At 69.0% G+C, this 19,156-nt stretch carries 19 protein-coding genes and 3 pseudogenes; 10 read left to right on the top strand and 12 right to left on the bottom strand.

What is annotated here, in order from left to right:
- Positions 1-4 precede the first annotated feature (4 nt).
- Complete coding sequence (locus ACFY3L_RS39705; RefSeq protein ID WP_389336681.1) at positions 5-1,090, top strand: transposase; 1,086 nt, start codon at positions 5-7, stop codon at positions 1,088-1,090.
- On the opposite strand, the pseudogene ACFY3L_RS39710 reads toward ACFY3L_RS39705, so the two are convergent.
- Together ACFY3L_RS39710 and ACFY3L_RS39715 are read right to left on the bottom strand one after the other, a co-directional pair.
- Positions 1,064-1,174, bottom strand: a pseudogene (locus tag ACFY3L_RS39710) (hypothetical protein); the annotation flags it as partial. The gene ACFY3L_RS39705 and the pseudogene ACFY3L_RS39710 sit on opposite strands and share 27 nt — an antisense overlap.
- Entirely contained in the window at positions 1,168-1,968 is an 801-nt protein-coding gene (locus ACFY3L_RS39715) for an IS3 family transposase (protein ID WP_389337049.1), read from the bottom strand. The pseudogene ACFY3L_RS39710 and the gene ACFY3L_RS39715, both read right to left, overlap by 7 nt.
- Positions 1,969-2,098: 130 nt before the next feature.
- Here ACFY3L_RS39715 and ACFY3L_RS39720 point away from each other — a divergent pair, with 130 nt between their 5' ends.
- Positions 2,099-3,499: an ISNCY family transposase gene (locus ACFY3L_RS39720; RefSeq protein WP_389336684.1), complete on the top strand. Its 1,401-nt coding sequence runs from the start codon at positions 2,099-2,101 to the stop codon at positions 3,497-3,499.
- 77 nt (positions 3,500-3,576) lie between these two features.
- Here ACFY3L_RS39720 and ACFY3L_RS39725 read toward each other — a convergent pair whose 3' ends face one another.
- Positions 3,577-4,116, bottom strand: a complete 540-nt coding sequence (locus tag ACFY3L_RS39725) for a hypothetical protein (RefSeq protein WP_389336687.1) — start codon at positions 4,114-4,116, stop codon at positions 3,577-3,579.
- A 150-nt stretch (positions 4,117-4,266) separates the two neighbouring features.
- Between ACFY3L_RS39725 and ACFY3L_RS39730 the strand changes: the two genes are divergently transcribed.
- Positions 4,267-5,088: a transposase family protein gene (locus ACFY3L_RS39730; protein WP_389336690.1), complete on the top strand. Its 822-nt coding sequence runs from the start codon at positions 4,267-4,269 to the stop codon at positions 5,086-5,088.
- Positions 5,089-5,141: 53 nt separating this feature from the next.
- Here the strand turns inward: ACFY3L_RS39730 and ACFY3L_RS39735 are convergent, their stop codons facing one another.
- The 4 genes and pseudogenes from ACFY3L_RS39735 to ACFY3L_RS39750 form a co-directional block, all read right to left on the bottom strand.
- A complete protein-coding gene (locus ACFY3L_RS39735) occupies positions 5,142-6,785 on the bottom strand; it encodes a hypothetical protein (RefSeq protein ID WP_389336693.1) in 1,644 nt (547 codons plus the stop codon).
- A gap of 370 nt (positions 6,786-7,155) precedes the next feature.
- Positions 7,156-7,566, bottom strand: coding sequence for a TlpA family protein disulfide reductase (locus ACFY3L_RS39740; protein WP_380117079.1), 411 nt, complete (start codon positions 7,564-7,566; stop codon positions 7,156-7,158).
- A gap of 217 nt (positions 7,567-7,783) precedes the next feature.
- A complete protein-coding gene (locus ACFY3L_RS39745; protein ID WP_389337052.1) occupies positions 7,784-8,092 on the bottom strand; it encodes an Lrp/AsnC family transcriptional regulator in 309 nt (102 codons plus the stop codon).
- Between the two features lie 6 nt (positions 8,093-8,098).
- Positions 8,099-8,353, bottom strand: a pseudogene (locus ACFY3L_RS39750) (AsnC family transcriptional regulator); the annotation flags it as partial.
- Positions 8,354-8,386: 33 nt separating this feature from the next.
- Between ACFY3L_RS39750 and ACFY3L_RS39755 the strand changes: the two are divergent.
- A complete protein-coding gene (locus ACFY3L_RS39755; RefSeq protein WP_389337055.1) occupies positions 8,387-8,740 on the top strand; it encodes a hypothetical protein in 354 nt (117 codons plus the stop codon).
- Here ACFY3L_RS39755 and ACFY3L_RS39760 read toward each other — a convergent pair.
- From ACFY3L_RS39760 to ACFY3L_RS39770, 3 genes and pseudogenes are all read right to left on the bottom strand, one after another.
- A pseudogene (locus ACFY3L_RS39760) lies at positions 8,646-8,939 on the bottom strand (IS5/IS1182 family transposase); the annotation flags it as partial. The gene ACFY3L_RS39755 and the pseudogene ACFY3L_RS39760 overlap by 95 nt on opposite strands.
- 155 nt (positions 8,940-9,094) lie before the next feature.
- Entirely contained in the window at positions 9,095-9,460 is a 366-nt protein-coding gene (locus ACFY3L_RS39765) for a hypothetical protein (protein WP_389336695.1), read from the bottom strand.
- A gap of 210 nt (positions 9,461-9,670) precedes the next feature.
- Entirely contained in the window at positions 9,671-9,994 is a 324-nt protein-coding gene (locus tag ACFY3L_RS39770) for a transposase (RefSeq protein WP_389336697.1), read from the bottom strand.
- Between the two features lie 563 nt (positions 9,995-10,557).
- On the opposite strand from ACFY3L_RS39770, the gene ACFY3L_RS39775 reads away from it, so the two are divergent.
- The 3 genes from ACFY3L_RS39775 to ACFY3L_RS39785 all read left to right on the top strand — a co-directional run bounded on the left by ACFY3L_RS39775 (position 10,558) and on the right by ACFY3L_RS39785 (position 13,092).
- Positions 10,558-11,079 (top strand): FAD-dependent oxidoreductase, encoded by a 522-nt coding sequence (locus ACFY3L_RS39775; RefSeq protein ID WP_389337058.1) that lies wholly within the window; start codon positions 10,558-10,560, stop codon positions 11,077-11,079.
- Positions 11,072-11,353 (top strand): hypothetical protein, encoded by a 282-nt coding sequence (locus ACFY3L_RS39780; RefSeq protein WP_389336699.1) that lies wholly within the window; start codon positions 11,072-11,074, stop codon positions 11,351-11,353. The genes ACFY3L_RS39775 and ACFY3L_RS39780 overlap by 8 nt, the downstream gene beginning before the upstream one ends.
- 509 nt (positions 11,354-11,862) lie before the next feature.
- On the top strand, positions 11,863-13,092 hold the full coding sequence (locus ACFY3L_RS39785) for a hypothetical protein (protein WP_389336702.1): 1,230 nt from the start codon (positions 11,863-11,865) through the stop codon (positions 13,090-13,092).
- Between the two features lie 273 nt (positions 13,093-13,365).
- Here ACFY3L_RS39785 and ACFY3L_RS39790 read toward each other — a convergent pair whose 3' ends face one another.
- Together ACFY3L_RS39790 and ACFY3L_RS39795 are read right to left on the bottom strand one after the other, a co-directional pair.
- The gene (locus ACFY3L_RS39790) at positions 13,366-14,745 is read right to left on the bottom strand and encodes an AAA family ATPase (RefSeq protein WP_389336705.1); all 1,380 of its coding nucleotides are present in this window, start codon (positions 14,743-14,745) and stop codon (positions 13,366-13,368) included.
- Between the two features lie 38 nt (positions 14,746-14,783).
- A complete protein-coding gene (locus ACFY3L_RS39795; RefSeq protein WP_389336707.1) occupies positions 14,784-15,107 on the bottom strand; it encodes a hypothetical protein in 324 nt (107 codons plus the stop codon).
- Between the two features lie 145 nt (positions 15,108-15,252).
- Here ACFY3L_RS39795 and ACFY3L_RS39800 point away from each other — a divergent pair, with 145 nt between their 5' ends.
- Genes ACFY3L_RS39800 through ACFY3L_RS39810 form a run of 3 tightly spaced genes read left to right on the top strand, consistent with a single transcriptional unit; the run spans position 15,253 to position 19,030 of the window.
- Entirely contained in the window at positions 15,253-15,831 is a 579-nt protein-coding gene (locus ACFY3L_RS39800; RefSeq protein ID WP_389336709.1) for a PadR family transcriptional regulator, read from the top strand.
- Positions 15,828-16,553 (top strand): ABC transporter ATP-binding protein, encoded by a 726-nt coding sequence (locus tag ACFY3L_RS39805; RefSeq protein ID WP_389336712.1) that lies wholly within the window; start codon positions 15,828-15,830, stop codon positions 16,551-16,553. The genes ACFY3L_RS39800 and ACFY3L_RS39805 overlap by 4 nt, the downstream gene beginning before the upstream one ends.
- On the top strand, positions 16,550-19,030 hold the full coding sequence (locus ACFY3L_RS39810; protein ID WP_389336715.1) for an FtsX-like permease family protein: 2,481 nt from the start codon (positions 16,550-16,552) through the stop codon (positions 19,028-19,030). The genes ACFY3L_RS39805 and ACFY3L_RS39810 overlap by 4 nt, the downstream gene beginning before the upstream one ends.
- The last annotated feature ends 126 nt before the right edge of the window (positions 19,031-19,156 follow it).

The following is a 19,156-nucleotide window of genomic DNA, read 5'->3' on the forward strand; positions in this document are numbered from 1 at the left end:
TGGCATGATTGTCGGATTCGTCGGGTGGAACGGGTCGAGCGTGTCGCTGGAAGCGTGGGGTGACCGTGGCGTGCCGGAGTTGACCGCGCGGGTGGTCCGGGCGTCGTTCCCGAAGGGCACTCTCGCGGTCCGGATCCGCGACGCGCTCGGCCCGTTGTTCACTGACGAGTTGTTCGTGCGGGCGTTCTCGGCGGTGGGCCGTCCGGCGGCCTCTCCGGGAGCGTCGGCGCTGGTATCGGTGTTGCAGTACGCCGAAGGGCTCAGCGACAGGCAGGCCGCCGACCAGGTCCGGGCGAGGATCGATTGGAAGTACCTGCTCGGTCTGGAACTCGACGATGCCGGGTTCGACTTCACGGTGCTGGCCGATTTCCGGGCCCGGCTGATCAAGCATGACCTGGAGGAGAAGGTCCTGGACGTGATCCTGGACCGATGCGCGCGGCACGGGCTGCTGCGCGCCGGTGGTCGGCAGCGCACCGATTCCACGCATGTACTCGCCGCGGTGCGCACGCTGAACCGAATGGAGTTCGTCGGCGAGACACTGCGGGCGGCCCTGGAAGCCCTGGCCGCCGCCGCACCGGACTGGCTGGCCCCGATGATCGACGCGGGGTGGGCCGAGCGATACGGGACACGGATCGATTCCTACCACTTCCCGAAAGGCGAGGACGTGCGCCGTCGCTGGGCTGAACAGGTGGGCCGGGACGGCTACCTGATCCTGGACGCGGTCGCCGCGTCCAGTGCCCCGGCGTGGCTGCAAGAGATCCCGGCGGTGCAGGTCCTGGCCCAGGCATGGGAGCAGCAGTACCAGCGAGACGGTCAGGAGGTGCGCTGGCGGGAGGGCAAAGACCTCCCGCCGAGCAGAGACCGGCTGGCCTCGCCCTATGACACCGACGCCCGCTACGGCCTCAAACGTGGCAACGGCTGGCCCGGCTACAAGGTGCACCTGAGCGAGACCTGTGACCCGGACATGCCACGGATCATCACCAACGTGGTCACCACCGACGCCACGATCACCGACACCGAGATGACGGCCACGGGGCTTCACCCCCTGATCTTGGACACTCGATTATGCGGCTTGGGGCAGGGTAGCTGATGTCGTTTGCATGGTCTCGTAGGCGATTGGTGATCGATGTCCGAGGCGTGAGTGGCGCCGGACGGTGTTGTAGCGGGTCAGCCAGCGGAAGGTGGTGAGCCGGGCGTCGTGTTCGTCGGTGTAGGCGCGGCGGCCTTGTAGGGTTTCTCGTTGAGGGTGGCGTTGACGATTCGGCGGCGGCGTTGTCGGCGCTGCTGCCGATGGCGCTCATCGACTGCCGGACCCCGGCAGCGGTGCAGGCGGCAGCGAATGCCTTCGATGCGTGTTTGGGCGCCGTGGTCGGTGTGCAGGATCGCACCGTTGAGGCCGCCGAGGTTGCTGCGGGTGCGTTGAGCTGCGGTCAGGGCGTGCAGGACGAGTTCGGTGCGCATGTGATCGACGATCGCCCATCCGGCGAGCCGGCGGGAGTGCAGGTCGATGACGGTGGCGAGGTAGAGGAACCCGCGGTCGCCGTACGGGAGGTAGGTGATGTCACCGACGTAGCGCTGGTTGACGGTCTCGGCGGTGAAGTCCCGGCCGATCAGGTCCGGCGCCTTCGCGGCGGCCGGGTCCGGGACGGTGGTGCGGTGCCGGCGGCGCAGCCGCAGCCTTTGCAGGCCGATGCGGCGCATCACCCGGGCGACCCGTTTGTGGTTGACCGGCACGCCGGTGTCGCGCAGCTCGCGGGTGATGCGTGGCACGCCGTAGGTGCCGTCGAACGCGGCATGCACCGTCCGGATCTGCTGAGCCAACCGAGCGTCGGCTGCGGCGCGCTCGGCGCGGGCGGCCGCGGAGGCCTTCCAGTGGTAGAAGCTGGACCGGGCGACGCCCAGGACCTGGCACAACCGCTTCACGCCGTAGCGTTCGGAGTGGTCGGCGACGAACTGGAAGCGGTTCAGGACGCGTCAACTAACTACTTCGACCTGAAAAAGTAGATAGATGGTTGTCGGCGCGTCCGGCGGTGCCGGACGCGCCGGGCTGTCACCATGTGGGTGACAGGAAGTCGTTGGCGTGCAAGGGATTGCGGTCATGCTGCGGACGCGGAACGTGCAGCCGTCGTTGTGGGAGTCCGTGTTACCGGAGGTGTGCCTGCGGCTACCGGCGGAGCTGGAACGCGTCGATGCCTGGCTGGACGATGAGCGGTTCTTCGCCCCGTTCGTGCCGCACTTCTCGGCGCGGATGGGCCGGCCGAGCATCCCGATGGAGACCTATCTGCGGTTGATGTTCCTCAAGCACCGCTACCGCCTCGGTTACGAGTCGCTGTGCGCGGAGGTGTCCGACTCGATCTCGTGGCGGCGGTTCTGCCGTATCGACATCGACGGCCGGTTGCCGCACCCGACCACACTGATGAAGCTCACTACCCGGTGCGGGGAGGAGGCGATCGCCACGCTCAACGACGAGCTGCTGGCCAAGGCGGTCGAGGCGAGGGTGGTGAAGACGGGAAAAGTCCGCGCCGACACCACCGTGGTGTCGGCGAACGTTGACTATCCGACCGACTCCGGGCTGCTGGCCCGCGCGGTGAGTCGCATGTCCCGGCTCGTCGGTCGGATCAAGGCCGTCGGCGCCGCGCCACGGACCCCGTTCCGGGACCGCACCCGCTCGGCTGGGCGGCGGGTCCGCGCGATCGCAGCCCATCTGCGGCTGCGGAGCGCGCAGGCCCGCGAACAGGCGCAGGCCACCGTGGCCCGCATTACCGGGGAACTCGCCGGCCTGGCCCAGCGAACCGCCACCGACGCGCAGACGGTGCTGCGCAACGCCCGCCGCGCCCTGACCCGGGTGACCGGCCGGGCGAAAGGCCGACTGCGCCGCGCGGTCAACGAACTCGCCGTCATGATCGAGCGCACCGACCGGGTGATCGCCCAGGCCCGGGTCCGGCTGGCCGGCGCGAAACCCGACGCCGCGACCCGTCTGGTGAGTCTGCACGACCCCGACGCTCGCCCGATCGCCAAGGGACGCCTCGGCAAACCCGTCGAGTTCGGGTACAAGGCCCAGGTCGTCGACAACGAGGACGGCATCGTCCTGGACTACACCGTCGAGGAGGGCAACCCAGCCGACGGCCCGCAGCTGGCGCCGGCGGTCCAACGGATCACCGCCCGGACCGGCCGGGCACCCCGCGCGGCGACCGCGGACCGCGGTTACGGCGAAGCCGGCATCGAGACCGACCTGCACGACCTCGGCGTGAAAACCGTTGCCATTCCACGCAAAGGCAGACCCGGCACCGCCCGCCAAGCGCACGAACGACAACCCAGCTTCCGTCGCCTCGTCAAATGGCGAACCGGCTGCGAAGGACGGATCAGCCACCTCAAACACCGCTACGGCTGGGACCGCACCCGCCTCGACGGGCTCACCGGTGCGCGGATCTGGTGCGGATACGGCGTCCTCGCCCACAACCTCAACAAGATCACCATCCTCGCCGCCGCCAGCACCTGAAACACAAGCCAGGCAACACCAACCTGGCTCCGACCGGTCAGAACCTCTTCAGCGACCGACCGGCCGAAACCGCTTTTTCAGGTCGAAGTAACTACTGCGTGGCTTCGTGGGGTTGTTGCGGCGGCGATCGTGTTGTGGAGGGCCTCGATCGTGCGGGGCGGGTGGGTGTTGCGGGGCTCTGTGGGGATCTTGGTGGCGGCAGGTCCGCCGGCGAGGCTGAGTAGGGGCATCGTTCGGTGAGCGTGGTAGCTGAGTGTGTTGCGGTCGCGGCCGAGTAGCCGGGCCGCGAGAGTGAGTGTGATGGTGTTGCGGCGGCTCAGGATCGCGGCCAGGACGCGGTGGCGGTGGTCGAGGAAACCGAAGCCAGGGTTGTAACCACGTCGGTTGATGCCTTTCCTTTTCTGTCGTTCGGCTTCGGCCAGCGTCCGGCGCCAGGGCTCGAGGTCGGCGACGAGTTGGTCGAACTGCTCGCGGGACATCCCGGTCAGAGCGGGGTGGGTGAGCAGGTGGGTGGCCTCGGCCGGGATCGGTGCCGGGGCTGAGGCAGCGCGGTCGGGTTCTGCCGCCGGTGTCGTCTGAGGGTCGTAGGGGGCGATCGTGGAGTTCCACTGAGCCATTCCGCGCAATGAGGTGCTGACGCTGGGTGATCTTCGGTGGTGCGGTGGTCGACACGCCGGAACCTGTTGCGGTGCAACGAAAAGACGCAGAACCCCGGTATGAAGGTGGTCCTCTCACAGATCAACTTCATATGGGGCTCTGCGCCGACGATGAGTGTCACATACACCGCGTCCCTGCCGGTACGCGACGAGACGGTGGACTTCCTGACCAGGCTGCTGTCAGCCGAACGCGCCCGCCGTGGCACCCGGCAGCGGACCAGGTCGTTGTCGTGTCATGACCAGGCAGTACTTTTCCTGCGCTGGTTCTGCGACGGCACCCGGATGAGCCAGCTGGCCGTGGACAACGCGATCAGCGTCTCGACCGGCTACGACTATCTGCACGAAGGTATCGACGTCCTCGCCGAGCGGTCACCTGGCCTGCACGGCGCGCTCATCGCGGCGAAGGCCGCCGGCTACGGCCACGTCGCCATCGACGGCACCCTGATCGAGACGGACCGGTGCCGCACCCCTGGCCCGACCCCGGGCGTGGACCTGTGGTGGTCGGGCAAACACCACCAGCACGGCGGCAACATCCAGGTCGTCACCGCACCGGACGGCTGGCCCATCTGGACCTCCGACGTACGACCCGGCCGGGAACACGACACCACCGCGGTCCGCGCCCACGCGGAGATCCTGCCCGCTCTCACCGTCGCCGCGGGGGATCTGCGCAGCCTGGGCGACCTGGGCTACGAAGGCGAAGCCGACACCATCACCATCGCGTTCAAGAAACCCAAGGACGGTCGGCTCGCCCTGCACCAACAGCAGCTCAACCACGCCCACAACGCCGTGCGGGCCATCGCCGAACGCGGCAACGCCCTGCTCAAAGGCACATTCAAAGCGCTCCGCAACATCAGTCTGTGCCCTTGGCGGATCGGCAGAATCGTCGCCGCCGCCCTCGTCCTGCTCCACACCGACCACGACCGCACCACATGACAACCTTCAGTGATCAACTGGTTGCGCGGAATGGCTCACTGTCGACCCCGGCGCTATCGCGGACCGTCGAGACCCGGAAGTCCCCACCCCGTGGGCACGAGCGGCTCGTCGTCCCGACCGGTCCGCTGATCAGGCATGTATGCCCGGAATGGCTCTCCGTCTGCTGGCCGCACTTTCATGGTCGCCCCGTCTCCGCGGCCCGCTTCGAGTTCAGCCAGCAGACCGCGCCGGTCGACGATCTCGACGCGTGTGTGGAAGTACGCGATCGGTCCCATCTCCAGCCTCATGCCGAAGATCTCCATGATGACGTCGCTGGTGAGTTGCATGGTCGAGGTCTCACGGTGCAGCAGATCCCGCAGGGTGTCGTCGAGCAGGCCGTTCAAGGTCATCGTGAACGCGTTCGACGAACGCAGCGCGACACAGTGTCCTTCGATGAGGAGCCGAGCGATTCTGAGGTCGATGCGATCGTCCACAGAGATGTCGTCCGGGACAGGGAAGTAGGTGTGGCAGTGGCGCTGGACGACGTCCAGGTCTTCCGCCAGCAGTTCGCTGATGCGAAGGAGGCGGCGGTGCTCATCGTCGACCTCATGCACGGCGTCCCGATGGAAGATGCCGGCTGGCTGCCCGTCGAGCTCGAGTTCCACGAACGCGCTGTCCTGCAGACTTCGGTACATGGCGATCGTTCGCAGCACCGTTGCCGGGCTGGCCCGGTTGAACTTGAAGTTTCCGCCCAAGTCGGTCTGGTGGTCGTTCCCGATGAGCAGCTCGACGACAGCAGCGTCGTCGAACTCCAACGTCAGCGAGTCTCCGAGCTGTCCCCTGCCGACCCGCGACACCGTGCCCTGAAACGAGCCGGTTCGACGGCCGCCAGCGGCGAGCGTGGTCAATCGCGCGGGGACTCCGCGGTCGGTTGGCAGGTCGGCTGCGACCGCCTTGATCTCCAGATACCCGCCCGGCGCTGGCAGCCAAGCAGGCCCGGTGTAGGTGAGGTTGCGCGAGACGTCAGGCGGAAGTATCAGCCGGTCGGCGGCGCCGAACCCGATCACCCGGCGCACCACCGGTCGCAGGTCGGCGTGATCAGGTCCGATCGCATCGGCCGCGACCGACAGCACCATTGGCGAGACGACCTGCGCATGCGGATGTTTCGCCACGATCCGGTGTGTGACCTCGTTGCCGTCCACCGTCGTCCGGACCGTCCAATGCGGATCCAAGGTATCCGCGACGCCGGCAAGCGCTCGACTTCTTTCGGTCAGATCCGCTAGCCCGCCCGCGAGGATCGCGGTCTCCTGCCGGAAGATTTTCGCGGCTTCCTGGAGCTGGTCCTTCGTGAAGTAGGCGACCAGATCAGGATGTCGGGCGAACCAGTCGTCCAGCTCGGCCCTGCCGACAATCCGGATCTTGACATCGGGGTAGTCCGCACCGAGGTCCCGAACGAACTGTTCCTCGCTGGGGGTTGGATTGGTAGGGACAACCAAGATCCACTCGTGGGGCCGGTGTGCCATGGCCTTCTCGAACGACTTGGTGATCTGCCGACGCTGCGTTCTGCGTTCAGTCCCGAACCCGTCCCGAAAGTACTTCAGCTGGAAGATGCGCAGGCGTCGCCCCTGGCGCACCACCACGTCACGTCCACCGTCGCCGCCGCGGCCGTCGTACGGTCGGACCTCATCCTCCGGCCCGGCGTACAGCCGGCACAGCACAGCCTCTACCCGCCGATCGAAATCCGGCTGGGTCAGCTGGTCCCAGTTGATGGAGATGACGAACCCCCAATCACGTCACCTGAATATCTCACGCACGGACTCGCGCAAGTAGGTCAGGTCAGCCACCGAGAGATCAGAACTGGATCAACCACCCGACCTAGCGCGCCGGCTCGGCGCCGTGCCCCGCAGCGCCCCGGCCAGCCAGGCGCCGCGGGGAGGCTTCGCACGCCATCGCCACCAGCCACAGCTCCAACGTTGTCCTGACTATTCATACCCACATCCGCCAGGTCGTCGAAGACGGCGAAGAAGCATTCATGCGATGTTTCCAAATACGGCGACGTGCTACCGAAACTGCCAGCACCACACGGTCTTAACCCACGGGGATGGGCCCGACCAGCCGGTCGATTCTCGAGAGCAGGCGGTCGTTGTTCAACGTCCCGACGTCCTTGAGCTCACCGGCGCTGTCGATCATGACGTAGATCCCCGCTCCCGTGGTCATGAACCGCTTCGCCACCGCGCCGTCGGCGCCGGACAGGTGCGTCACCTTGTCGAGCTCCCATTTGTCGATGAACTGGCGCTGCGCGGCGGCATCTCCGTCGACCGCGATGCCGACGACGTTGATCTTGCCCGCGTAGCCCGTCGCGACCCTCCTGACGCCCACGGCCTGCTCGGCGCAGGTCATGCTGGACGGCGACCAGAACCACAGCAGGGCGGCCTTTCCGGCGAGGCCGGCACCGGCGAAGTCGGCGCCGGCCAGGGTTTTCGCCGTGAATTGCAGCACGAGCGGCCCGCTCGGGCTGCTGGCAACCGCGGACGGCGAGGCTGACGGTGAGGTGGAAGGGGAGGAAGCGGAGGTCGAGGACGGGGCCGCGACCGGATCTGATGATCCGGTGCAGGCAGCATCGCCGGCGAGAGCAACGACGAGGGGCAGAATGAGACGAAGACGGCGCACGGCGACACCATACTGATCTTCGTCGGACCACGCTGCCCCGAGGCGATCATGGCACGAGGAGCGCCCCGCCGGCCTTGACGCGGCGCACGACCGGCGCGGTCTCGACCGACGTCACCCCGTCCAGGGCACCGATGTCAGTGGCGATGTACTCGTAGAGGTCGCCCAGGTCACGGCAGATCACCGCGGCCGCGACATTGGCCGGGCCGGTGGTCGCCGCGGCGTACGCGATCTGCGAATGGCCGGCGAGCGCCCGGGTGGTGGCGGTCAGTGCGGCCGGGGCCACGGTCAGCCACATCATCGCCTCCGCGTGGTAGCCGACCAGCGCCGGCTCGATCTCCACATCGAAATACAGCACACCGCCCCGGCACAGGTCCTCGAGGCGCCGCCGGACCGTGGTCTCCGACCAGCCGGTCGCCGCCGCCAGCCCGGCCAGTGGAGCGCGGCCGTCCCTCGCGAGCTCGGCGAGCAGCGCATTGTCCTCCCGCGTCGGTGGCTGCCGGCTCCGTCGGCGGCAGCACCGCTGTATTCGAGGCTGCTGACCGACGCCACGGCGCTCGGTGCGCTGCCCGCTGCGTCGCCGTGGGAATGCTGGCGCCCCGGCTGCGCCGAAGGCCACCTGATCGGCGGCGTGATCAACCGCATCGCCCTGGTGCAGGCGACGCCGGTCGCTGTGCCGCTCGACCGGTACGACGGCGCCGTGCTGTTCTGGGAAGAGTTGGGCGGCGAGGCGTCCTACGTGTGGACCTACCTCCAGGTGCTACGCCACGCCGGCATCCTCGACCGCATCTCCGGCATGGTCGTGGGCGTCCCACGCGACATTGCCGGCCTCGACGCGTCCCCGACCTTGGCCGACATCGTCCTCGACGCCCTCGGCAACCGCGACATCCCGGTCCTGGGCAACGTCGACGTCGGCCACGCCGGCCCGCGCCGTGCAGGCCGGGCGAGCGCGCGGCGAGGACGTCGACACCTTCGTGCAGGTAGTCGTAGCCGGTCGAGACGCTGATCGCGTTGTCCACGGCCAGTTGACCCATCCGGGTGCCGTCATGGAACCAGCGCAGGACGAGGACCGCCTGCTCGTGGCAGGACAGCGATCTGGTTCGCTGCCGGGTGCCGCGCCGGGTGCGTTCGGCTGTCAGCAGACCGGCCAGGAAGTCCATCGTCTCGTCGCGTACCGGCAGGGTCGCGGTGTATGTGACACTCATCGTCGGCGCAGAGCCCCAAGTGAAGTTGATCTGTGAGAGGACCACCTTCATACCGGGGTTCTGCGTCTTTTCGTTGCACCACAACAGGTTCCGGCGTGTCACCCGCCACGCAACCGGAGATCACCCAGCGTCAGCACGCCGTTGCGCGGAATGGCTCACTCGCCGTGGAAGTCGTCGCGTTCGACCCGGTCCAGGATCGCGGTGCGTTCGTCTTTGGTGAGCGTGCGTCCGGTCGGGTAGTCGTTGTCATCCAGCACGGCACTGACGGTCAGGCCCGTGCCGGTCCGGGTGGCCGAGATGCTCCGCAGTAATACGTCGTAGCTGGTCAGTGGTCGTCCGCGCAGGCTGTGGGTGATGCGGGAGAACAGGCGGTGCTCGACCTTGTTCCATTTGGAGGTCCCGGGTGGGAAGTGCAGGACGGTGACGGTCATGCCCGCCTCGTCGGCGAATGCGGCCAGGTCGTATTTGAACAGGTGCGAGTCGGCAGAATTCGCGCCCCCGGAGTCGGCAGTGATCAGCAAGTCGGGCCACCGCTGCGATCCCACCATGCCCGAGCGTTCCCGCCTCGGCCGCCAGAAACAACCGGCGCTGCCGCTCATTCAGATGCGGCAACAAGGCGGCGATCTTCACATCCAGAACCGCTATGACCGCTCCCGAGATCGTCACCCACGCCACCTACCACAGTGGACACCGGGTATCGATGAACCCGACAGTTAATTCCTTACGCGTCCTCACCAGCGCGTCTCCCCGGCGATATACCGGGCTGCCTTGCGCAGGATGTCGCGTTCCTCTTCCAGTTCCCGCACCCGCCGCCGCAACGCCGCGTTCTCCGCCGCGACGGCCTCGGCCGGATCAGCCGGGTCACCCGCGGCCGGCCGTGCCGTCGGCTTTGCCGCAGGCGCCGTGCCGCGCCGCCGGTCATCGATCCGGATCCAGTTCCGCAACGTCTCGGAGTTCACACCCAGATCCGCAGCGATCTGCGCGATCGTCACGCCGGGCCGGGACCGGTACAACGCCACCGCATCAGCCTTGAACTCAGGCTGGTAATGCTTCATAGCCATAGTCTTGCAGGACTCCCATCCACCCGGACCACGCAAGATCCAGGTTCCAGGCGTCCAAGATCAGGGGGCAACTCCGAAGATCCGTTCGGTAGATACGTCGGCACATACGCTCGCAATCATGCGAATGAAGACACTCCTTGCAGCGTCCGCTGTGGCTGTCGCCGCGACCCCTGGGGATCAACGGCGGCACCGTGGCCAACTGGGTGAAGCAGGACCGTGAGGCCCGCGGTGCCCCGGAGGCGGACTCGGACCGGCGTTGCCGGACGGCGCCTCTCGCAGCGCCGAAGTCACCGGCGCCCGACGTTGTCGAGCAGACCCTCCCGCTGGACCGGTGACGCCGGGGTGAGCAGCGGATTCAAGCTTCCTACAAGATTCGCGCAGGGTCCGAGGGACACCCTTGGCCAGCATCGGCGCTCAGCCGGCCACCGCGGACGGGGCTGGACAGGCGACCGGTGTCATGTTCCGGCCCAACGTCTGGAGGTGTCTGTGTCGGTCAATGCGAGCGCGGCCGGGCAGCGTCTTGCCGGTGCGCCGTGACGGGAGAACGGTACGACGTCGTGGTCGTCGGGGCTCGCTGCGCCGGGGCTTCGACCGCCCTGCTGCTGGCCCGTCGCGGCTATCGTGTGCTGCTGCTGGACCGGGCGAGCCTGCCGAGCGACACGCTGTCGACGCACTACATCCACCCGGGCGGGCTGGCGCTGTTGGCCCGGTGGGGGCTCCTGGATTCCTTGATGGCCACCGGCTGTCCCCCGATCCAACGGATCTCGCACCAGGTCGGCGACGTGCGGCTCGAGGCGATGGCGCCGACGGCGGACTGGGTCGGGTTCAGCTGCGCGCCGCGCCGCCAGGTGCTCGACGCGGTGCCGCGCCACCGCGCCCGGTCTGTTCGAACGGGTTGCCGCCGGTACCCGTACCGAACGGTTGCGCGGGACCAACGACCAGCGGAACTTCTTTCGTCAGGCCTGTGGACCGGGCTGGGTTCTCGTCGGCGACGCCGGTCACCACAAGGATTCCATCACCGCACGCGGTATCACCGACGCGTTCGAACAGGCCGCGATGCTCGCCGTCTGCGTGGCTGACGGTCTGCATGACGAGGCGCGGTTGCGTGACGGGCTGCACCGATTCGCCGAGCAACGCAGGGCCCGCTTCACCCCGCTGTACAAGATGGCGCTGCTCGCCGGGTCGCTGGACGTGTCGCCGTACCGGCTGGAGGTGCTGCGGTTCCTGAGCACCCGGCCGGAACTCGTCGAACGCTACTTCGCGGTGGGCGCCGGCATCATCGAGTCCGAGCAACTGTCCAACCGTCAGCTGTTCGCGGAGACGTCGGCCTTCCGGGCGGGTGCACCAGGGTGAGTCAGGCCGTCTCACCGTGCGCCCGACCGGCCCGCACGACGATGTCCTCTTCGACAGTAGTCGCCATTGATGGAATGGCTTTCGATGGCGGCTCGTTACCGAGCACCCGAGGAAGGAGTTAAGCGTGCTCCGAGACGATTCAGGATAACTACGGCAAGCTGCGCTTCTGGAACGGCCAGGCGTCCTCTCCGGCCAAGGTCTGGACCGAGACGTACGGCGCCGAGTCCCTCAGCTGCTTCGGCAACGGCAGCAGTGAACCGGACACCCCCTTCACGCTCAGCGAACACCCAGGCTAACGCAGGTGATCGCGACTCGCGCGTCCGACCAGCAGGATCAGATTGAAAAAGGCTCAATGTGATCCTTTGTGGAAAAAATGCATGTCGTACATGACATGTCCGGCGGCGCCATGGAACGGCGCTGCCGACAGCCCGGGAACGAAAGGACATATCTTGAAGTACAGCCCCTGGCGTAGCAGATTGCAGCGCTGCTCCGTAGCCCTTACGGTACTCGTGACCGCGAGTGTCGGATCAGCCGTCGTTACCGCGTCGCCGGCGTACGCCGATACGATCAGCGACTTCACGTTGAGCGAGTCACCATTCTACGGTGCTGCCAATGACATTCCGCTAGTGAAGGCAACGATGACCGCCGTTTTTCAGGACGGCAACCATGCGGTTGTCCCCAACGGCAGCGCATGTAGCGGAGCCAAGAAAAGTTCCAACCCGGGAGGCTGGTACTGCTTCGCGAGTTCCGACACAAGCAGCAACCGCCTAGGCCCGGACATTGATCCAGAAGCATGGATCCCGCAAGCTATGACAGGAGTCTCCGACGCCCTCGACGACGAGGACTGGAACGGCAACAGCGGTATGTTGATCGGCTGGTATCACGAGGGCTCCAGCGGTGCCCGGGTCTCGTTGCTGAATCTCAACCAAAGCTCTGCCTACTACCAGAAATACCGACATATCCTGCTGGCCAACCCCTACTACGACGGAACGCGGGCCACTTTCAAGGCGTTGACAAACCTGCACATCGGCGGAATGGTCTGGTACGGGGACTACCTGTACGTGGTGGATACCAACTGGGGCATCCGGGTCTTTAGTACCAAATATATTTTCGATCTTGGCGCTTCCACCAACGGCACCACCTCCTGCAGCGGCATCGGCTACGTCGACACCAACAACAACGGCGTCGCAGACAGTTACTGCGCCTCTACCTATAAGTACGTAATGACGCAGATAGGGTTCTGGCAGCGGCCGAGCGCGAGCAGCAGTAGCGCCTTCTGCAATGGCGGATCCGGCAATCCCCGCTTCTCCTACATCAGCCTCGACCGCGCCGCCACACCTGACCGGTTGATCGTCGGCGAATGGTGCAAGTCAACCGATACTTCAAAAGGTCGCGTCGTGGCATACAACATGAACAACGGCAGCACAGTCACGCACAAACCGAACGATGGCAGGCCAGACGCCGCCTGGAACCTCCCCGAAAGCAATATTCAAGGCGCCGCCATAGCAGGTGGTCATATGTACTTGAATCAGAGCAACGGTTACGACAACGGCAAGCTCTACAAGACCACCATTGGTTCGGGTACCTTGACAGTCAGCGGCAGTCCACAGAACACACCCGTCGGCCCCGAGGACCTCTCCCTGCTCCGCAGCGACAACAGCCTATGGTCCGTGACCGAACACCTTACTTCAAGTAGCGGCACACCTGGTCGGATGATCTATAAAATGCCAGTCGCCTGACAAGCCGCCCCTATAAGCCCAGCATTTACGCCCTCTGTCGCTCCTGCGGCAGAGGGCTACGTGCGCCCGCGCGCCGTGGCATAACCGCGCGGCATGGTATTCCCAGTGCACACACCCTCGGTCACTCGTGCATAGGACTGCAGACTTCGACAGGGCGGGCGCTCGGTTGAGCTGATGCGTCGAGCGTGTCGGTGCCGGCACCCGGATGCGCACGACGGCGAACGGACGGATCGTGTTTCCCAACTGCCCGTTCGCCCCTCACCGCGTAGGCCGTCAGGCGGTGGTGCCGAGCAGGGACCGGGTCACGGACTCGGTCTGGGAGAGCATCTCGTCGAGGGCGGTGGCGAGGTGGGCGTCGGTCGGGTCGGCTCCCTCCTCGGCGGCGATGAGGACGGCGCGGCGGAGGAGCTCCTTGACGAACGAGGCGGTGACGCCTGCCGCGCCGGCGGCGGCCTGGTCGAGGGCCGGCTCCGTGAACGGGAGATCTCGGGCGTACAGGCGGAGCAGGCGACGACGGGCGTCCTCGTCGGGCAGGGGGATCTCCACCGCCAGGTCGACGCGGCCGGGGCGCTGGGCGAGGGCGGGTTCGAGGACGTTGATCCGGTTGGTGGTGAGCAGGAACGCGACGTCGGCGTCGTCGCCGAGGCCGTCGAGGGTCTCCAGGACGGTGAACAGCAGCGGCTGCGGGCCGTGGTGCAGCTCGCGGCTCTCGGCGACGAGGTCGCAGTCCTCCAGGACGACGAGCGCCGGTTGCAGCGCGCGGGCCATCCTGGCGGCCTCGGCGACGAACGCGATCGCCGGGCCGGCCAGCAGGACGACCGTGACGTCCGGCAGCGCGGACAGCAGGTACCGGACGGTGTGGGTCTTGCCCGTGCCGGGTGGGCCGTAGAGCAGCAGTCCACGCTTGAGGTGCTGGCCGGCGGCGCGCAGGCGGTCGCGGTGCTCGGCGATGCCGGCGACGTGACGGTGGACGCGGGCGAGCACGCCGTCGGGGAGGATGATGTCGGCGGTGGTGACGTCCGGCCTGCGGTGGAACGAGATCTGGCCGACGCCGCGTTCGTACGCCGAGCCGCCCAGCGACAGGACCTGCCCGCGCAGCACCGAGCGCCGCAGCATCAAGGCGCCGATCTCTTCGATCAGCTGGGCCGCGACACCCTCGGCCGGCGTGACGACCTCCATCCGGGCCATCGGCTGGCCGACGCGCATGTCGGGCGAGCGCTGCAGGACCGCGACGGGCGCCCCGTCGTACATGAGCAGCCGGAGCCCGAACGAGATCGCCTGGCGCGCGGTGTCCGGCCCTGTGGCGACGCTGGCGTAGTCGACGGCGGCCACGCCGAACTGCCCATACCTCCCGGCGTGCTGCAGGATCTCGCTCAGCGACTGGTGCCGGCGCTGCTCGCCACCGCCGACCCCGATGAGCGCGTGCCGCCCGCCGCGGCGCTGCACCTCGTCGAGCGCGATGTCGAGGTCGACGAACTGGTGCGCCGCGACGTCCTCGGTGACGACGGGCAGCCGCCGCGGGTCGGTGCCGAGATGCTCGGTCAGGACCGGGACGAGCTGTCCTTCGGTGTCCTGCCGCTCCCGGTGGTCGCTGACGACCTCTTCCAGGAACGCCTTGAATGCCGTGACGAAGTCCACCGTGCGTTCATCCACGGCAGCATCATCCCGCACGGGGCGCCCGGCCCGGGCGTTCAGCTCGCGGCTCGGTGCAGTTCCTCGCGGCCGACGTGCAGCTCGACGACGCCATCGGTGACCCCGCTGATCTGGTTCCCGGCGGCGTAGACGTCGTTGGACAGGTAGCCGGTGCCGTCGATGCGCGCATAGCCGGTGGCCATCAGGTGCTCGGCGATCCCGGCGATCGTGTCGGGCCGGACATCGGTCCCCGGCCGCTGGATCGCCGCCACGATGCCGATCTGCCCTCCGGCCTCGTCCACGACCGGCATGCCCACACCCACCCGCAGGAACGGCTGGGTGTCAACGACGATCTCGTCCCGCGCGGACGCACCTGGCTGCATGCATCATGTGTTCCCCAACCGGGATGGCCCGAAACACGGGACATCGAGGCCCCTTCACGCGATGGGAAAGCAGCGCGCACGCGGTCCTCGACAAGTGCAGTATACTGAGTATTATACGGGGCATGATATCGAGGAAGTCGAAGCGGTGAGCGTCCGGCACGCGCTACTGGCGCTGCTCAGCGAGGGTCCGAAGTACGGGCTGCAGCTGCGCGAGGAGTTCGAGGCGCGCACCGGTGAGGTGTGGCCGCTCAACGTCGGGCAGGTCTACACGACCCTGCAGCGGCTGGAGCGGGACGGCCTGGTGGAGTCCGACGGCGACGCCGAGCCCGGGCCGCAGCGGGGGTTCCGGATCACCGACGACGGGGCCGAGGAGCTCGCCGGGTGGCTGCGCACCCCGCCCAACCTGGAGTCGCCGCCGCGCGACGAGCTGGTCATCAAGGTGCTCGTCGCGGTCCGGCTGCCCGGCGTCGACGTGCACGAGGTCATCCAGACGCACCGGCGGTACCTGGTCGAGCTGATGCAGCAGTGGACCCGGCTCAAGGAGGAGGAGGCCGACCTCGACCTCGGGCTCGCGCTCGTCGTGGACGCCGAGCTGTACCGGCTCGACTCGGTCGTCCAGTGGCTGGACACCGCCGACGGCCGGCTGAAGCGCGCCGCGCTCGAGCCACCCAGGGAGCGGCCCGCGGCACCGCTCATCCGGCGCCGGACGGGGGTGCGGCGATGAGCGACGTGCTGCGCCTGGAAGGCGTGTCGAAGACCTACCTCGACGGCGGCGACGAGGTCCACGCCCTGCGCGAGGTGTCCCTGGCGGTCGAGCCCGGGAAGATGGTCGCGGTGATGGGGCCCAGCGGGTCGGGCAAGAGCACGCTGCTCACGATCGCCGGGGCGCTGGAGTCGCCGACGAGCGGCGACGTGCTCGTCGCGGGGCAGTCGCTGGGCGGGCTGTCGCGTGACGACAGGAGCCGGCTGCGGCGGCGCGCCATCGGGTACGTCTTCCAGGACTTCAACCTGCTGCCCGGCCTGACCGCGGCGGAGAACGTGGCGCTGCCGCTCGAGCTCGACGGCGTCCCGGCGGGCAGGGCACGCGCCGCCGGCCACAAGGCGCTCGACGAGCTCGGGCTCGCCGACCGGGCGGCACGCTTCCCCGACCAGCTGTCCGGTGGTGAGCGGCAGCGGGTCGCGATCGCGCGGGCCGTCGTCGGCGACCGGCGGCTGCTGCTCGCCGACGAGCCCACCGGCGCCCTCGACTCGGCCAACGGCGAGACGGTCATGCGCATGATGCTCGCCGCCTGCAAGCGGGGGCTGGCCGCGATCATCGTGACCCACGACGCGCAGCTCGCCTCGTGGGCGGACCAGGTCGTGTTCATCCGCGACGGGCGCATCGTCGACCGGACGGCGCCGCGCCCCGGACCCGAGTCCCTGCTGACCGGCGAGCCGGCCCGATGAGCACAGCCGTGCAGGAGAGGCCGCCGCCGGCGCTGGGCAAGGGCCACGGCGGCATGCCGGCGCGCAGGGCGGTCGTGCGGTGGGCGTGGCGGCTGTTCCGCCGGGAGTGGCGCCAGCAGTCGCTGGTGCTGGTGCTGCTGGTGATCGCGGTCGCCGCGACCACGGCCGGGCTCGGCTATGCCGGCAGCGCCGGCGATCCGCAGGCCGCGACCTTCGGCACCGCCAACCGCCTGGCCACGATCGGCAGCACCGGCGCGCAGGCCGACGCCGACCTCGCCACGCTGCGGACCGCGTTCGGCACGATCGAGGTCATCAACCATCAGAAGATCCCGGTGCCCGGATCGGCCACCGCGTTCGACCTGCGCGCCCAGGACCCGGACGGTCCGTTCGGTCGCTCGATGCTGCGCCTGACCGCCGGCCGCTACCCGCAGGGCGCGGACGAGGTCGCGGTCACCGCGCGGGTGGCGAAGACGTTCGGGCTCCGCGTCGGCGGCACCTGGGACCAGGGCGGCCGGCGCCGCACGGTGGTCGGCCTGGTCGAGAACCCGCTCAACCTGCTCGACCACTTCGCGCTCGTCGCGCCCGGGCAGGCCGGCGCCGACGCGCAGACCGCCGTGCTGATCCGGTCGACCGAGCAGGAGTTCCGCGACGCCCGCAAGCCGGACGGGATGTCGGCCCAGTTCCGTGGCACGCAGACGGATCCGGGCACGGTCACGGTCCTCGCCCTCGCCACCATCGGCCTGCTGTTCGTGGGTCTGCTCGCCGTGGCCGGGTTCACCGTGATGGCCCAGCGGCGGATGCGGGCGCTCGGCATGCTCGGCGCCATCGGCGCGAGCCACCGGCACATCCGGCTCGTGCTGGTGGCCAACGGCGCCGTCATCGGCGCGACCGGTGCCCTCATCGGCGCGGTGGCCGGGCTCACCGGATGGACCGCCTTCAGCCCCCGGCTGGAGCCGCTGATCGGGCGCCGCATCGACCGCTTCGACCTGCCCTGGTCCGCGTTCGCCGCCATGGTGCTGCTGGCGGTCCTCACCGCCGTGGGTGCCGCGTGGTGGCCGGCCCGGGCCGCCGCCCGCGTCCCGGTCGTCGCCGCGCTGTCGGCGCGTCCGGTGCCGCCCCGGCCGGCCCACCGCTTCGCGCTGCTCGGCCTGGCGCTGCTCGCGGCCGGGCTCGGCGCGCTCTCGACGTCGCACCACGACGAGGCTCCGTACCTCATCGGTGGCGTCCTCGGCGTCGCCGCCGGTCTGCTCCTGCTCGCCCCGCTGGGCGTGGCCGCCGCCGGTCGGCTGGCGCGGTTCGCCCCGCTGGCGCCCCGGCTGGCGCTGCGCGACCTGGCCCGCTACCGGGCCCGGTCGAGCGCGGCGGTCGCCGCGATCACCCTCGCCGTCGGCATCGCGGCCGCCCTCGCGATCGCCGCCGCCGTGTCCGTCGCCAAGGCGGCCGCGCCGACCGGCGGCAACCTGCCGGCCGACCAGCTCGTCGTGTGGCTCGCACCGTCCGGCCTCGACGGACCGGTACCGGCGACGACACCGGAACAGGAAGCCGCCGCCCGGCAGCAGGCCGACGCGATCGCCGCCGCGCTCCACGCCACGTCGGTGCTGCCGCTGCAGGCGGCGATGGACCCGAACGGGCCGCAGGCCGGCGACCCCGGCGGCGGGCGTCCGGTGTCCCAGATGGGCATCCCCCGCCGCGAGACGATCGACGGCCGCACGAGGACCCACTACAGCAGCTCCGAGGCCGACCCGCTGTACGTGGCGACGCCGGAGGTCCTGCGCCACTACGGGATCGACCCGTCGAGCGTCGCCGCCGACACCGACATCATCACCTTCCGCGCCGGCTACGACGGGTGGAACCTGTTCCCCAGCGACCAGCACGACTGGCGCCCGAAGGTGCAGCACGCGGACCTGCCGGCGTACCCGTCGCTGCCCGGCTCGCTGATCACCGCCCACGCCATGGCCACGCTGCGGCTGCAGGCGGTCCCGGGCGGCTGGCTGATCCACGCCCCGCGCCCGCTGACCCAGGCCCAGATCGACCGGGCCGAGGAGACGGCCGAGCGCGCCGGGCTCACCGTGGAGACCCGCCCGACGGGCGCGGACGTGGCCCGGGTGGCGCTCTACACGACCATCATCGGGATCGCGGTCGCCCTCGGCGTGCTCGCCGTGACGGTCGGCCTGATCCGCAGCGAGACCGCCCGCGACCTGCGCACCCTCACCGCGACAGGCGCGCCGCGCCGGACCCGCCGGGCGCTGACCGCCGCGACCGCCGGAGCGCTCGCCCTCCTCGGCGCGCTGCTCGGCACGGCCGGCGCCTACCTGGCGCTGCTCACCTGGCACCACCGGGCGCTGCACTGGCTCGGCCACCCACCGTCGATCGCGCTCGCGACGATCCTGGCCGGGCTCCCGGCGATCGCGTACGCCGGCGGCTGGCTCCTGGCTGGGAAGGAGGCCCCGGCCCTGTCCCGCCAGCCGCTCGACTGACACCCAGCCCGCCTCATGGCGCACGGACCTACCGAGCGGCGGCGAGGGTGCCGACGAGGCGGGCGGCGGTGACGGCGAGGCGGTGGCCCTGGTAGCGGGCGGCGGCGAGGGTGGCGGCGCCCGGGA

Origin of the sequence: Dactylosporangium sp. NPDC000521, assembly GCF_042898305.1 — a bacterium.
Classification (GTDB): Bacteria; Actinomycetota; Actinomycetes; order Mycobacteriales; family Micromonosporaceae; genus Dactylosporangium.

Excerpts from the sequence above, each read along its gene's own strand:
- ACFY3L_RS39725 (WP_389336687.1), bottom strand. The coding sequence starts at position 4,116 with ATGGCTCAGTGGAACTCCACGATCGCCCCCTACGACCCTCAGACGACA.
- ACFY3L_RS39805 (WP_389336712.1), top strand. The coding sequence starts at position 15,828 with ATGAGCGACGTGCTGCGCCTGGAAGGCGTGTCGAAGACCTACCTCGAC.
- ACFY3L_RS39705 (WP_389336681.1), top strand. The coding sequence starts at position 5 with ATGATTGTCGGATTCGTCGGGTGGAACGGGTCGAGCGTGTCGCTGGAA.
- ACFY3L_RS39720 (WP_389336684.1), top strand. The coding sequence starts at position 2,099 with ATGCTGCGGACGCGGAACGTGCAGCCGTCGTTGTGGGAGTCCGTGTTA.
- ACFY3L_RS39770 (WP_389336697.1), bottom strand. The coding sequence starts at position 9,994 with ATGAAGCATTACCAGCCTGAGTTCAAGGCTGATGCGGTGGCGTTGTAC.
- ACFY3L_RS39795 (WP_389336707.1), bottom strand. The coding sequence starts at position 15,107 with ATGCAGCCAGGTGCGTCCGCGCGGGACGAGATCGTCGTTGACACCCAG.
- ACFY3L_RS39730 (WP_389336690.1), top strand. The coding sequence starts at position 4,267 with ATGAGTGTCACATACACCGCGTCCCTGCCGGTACGCGACGAGACGGTG.
- ACFY3L_RS39810 (WP_389336715.1), top strand. The coding sequence starts at position 16,550 with ATGAGCACAGCCGTGCAGGAGAGGCCGCCGCCGGCGCTGGGCAAGGGC.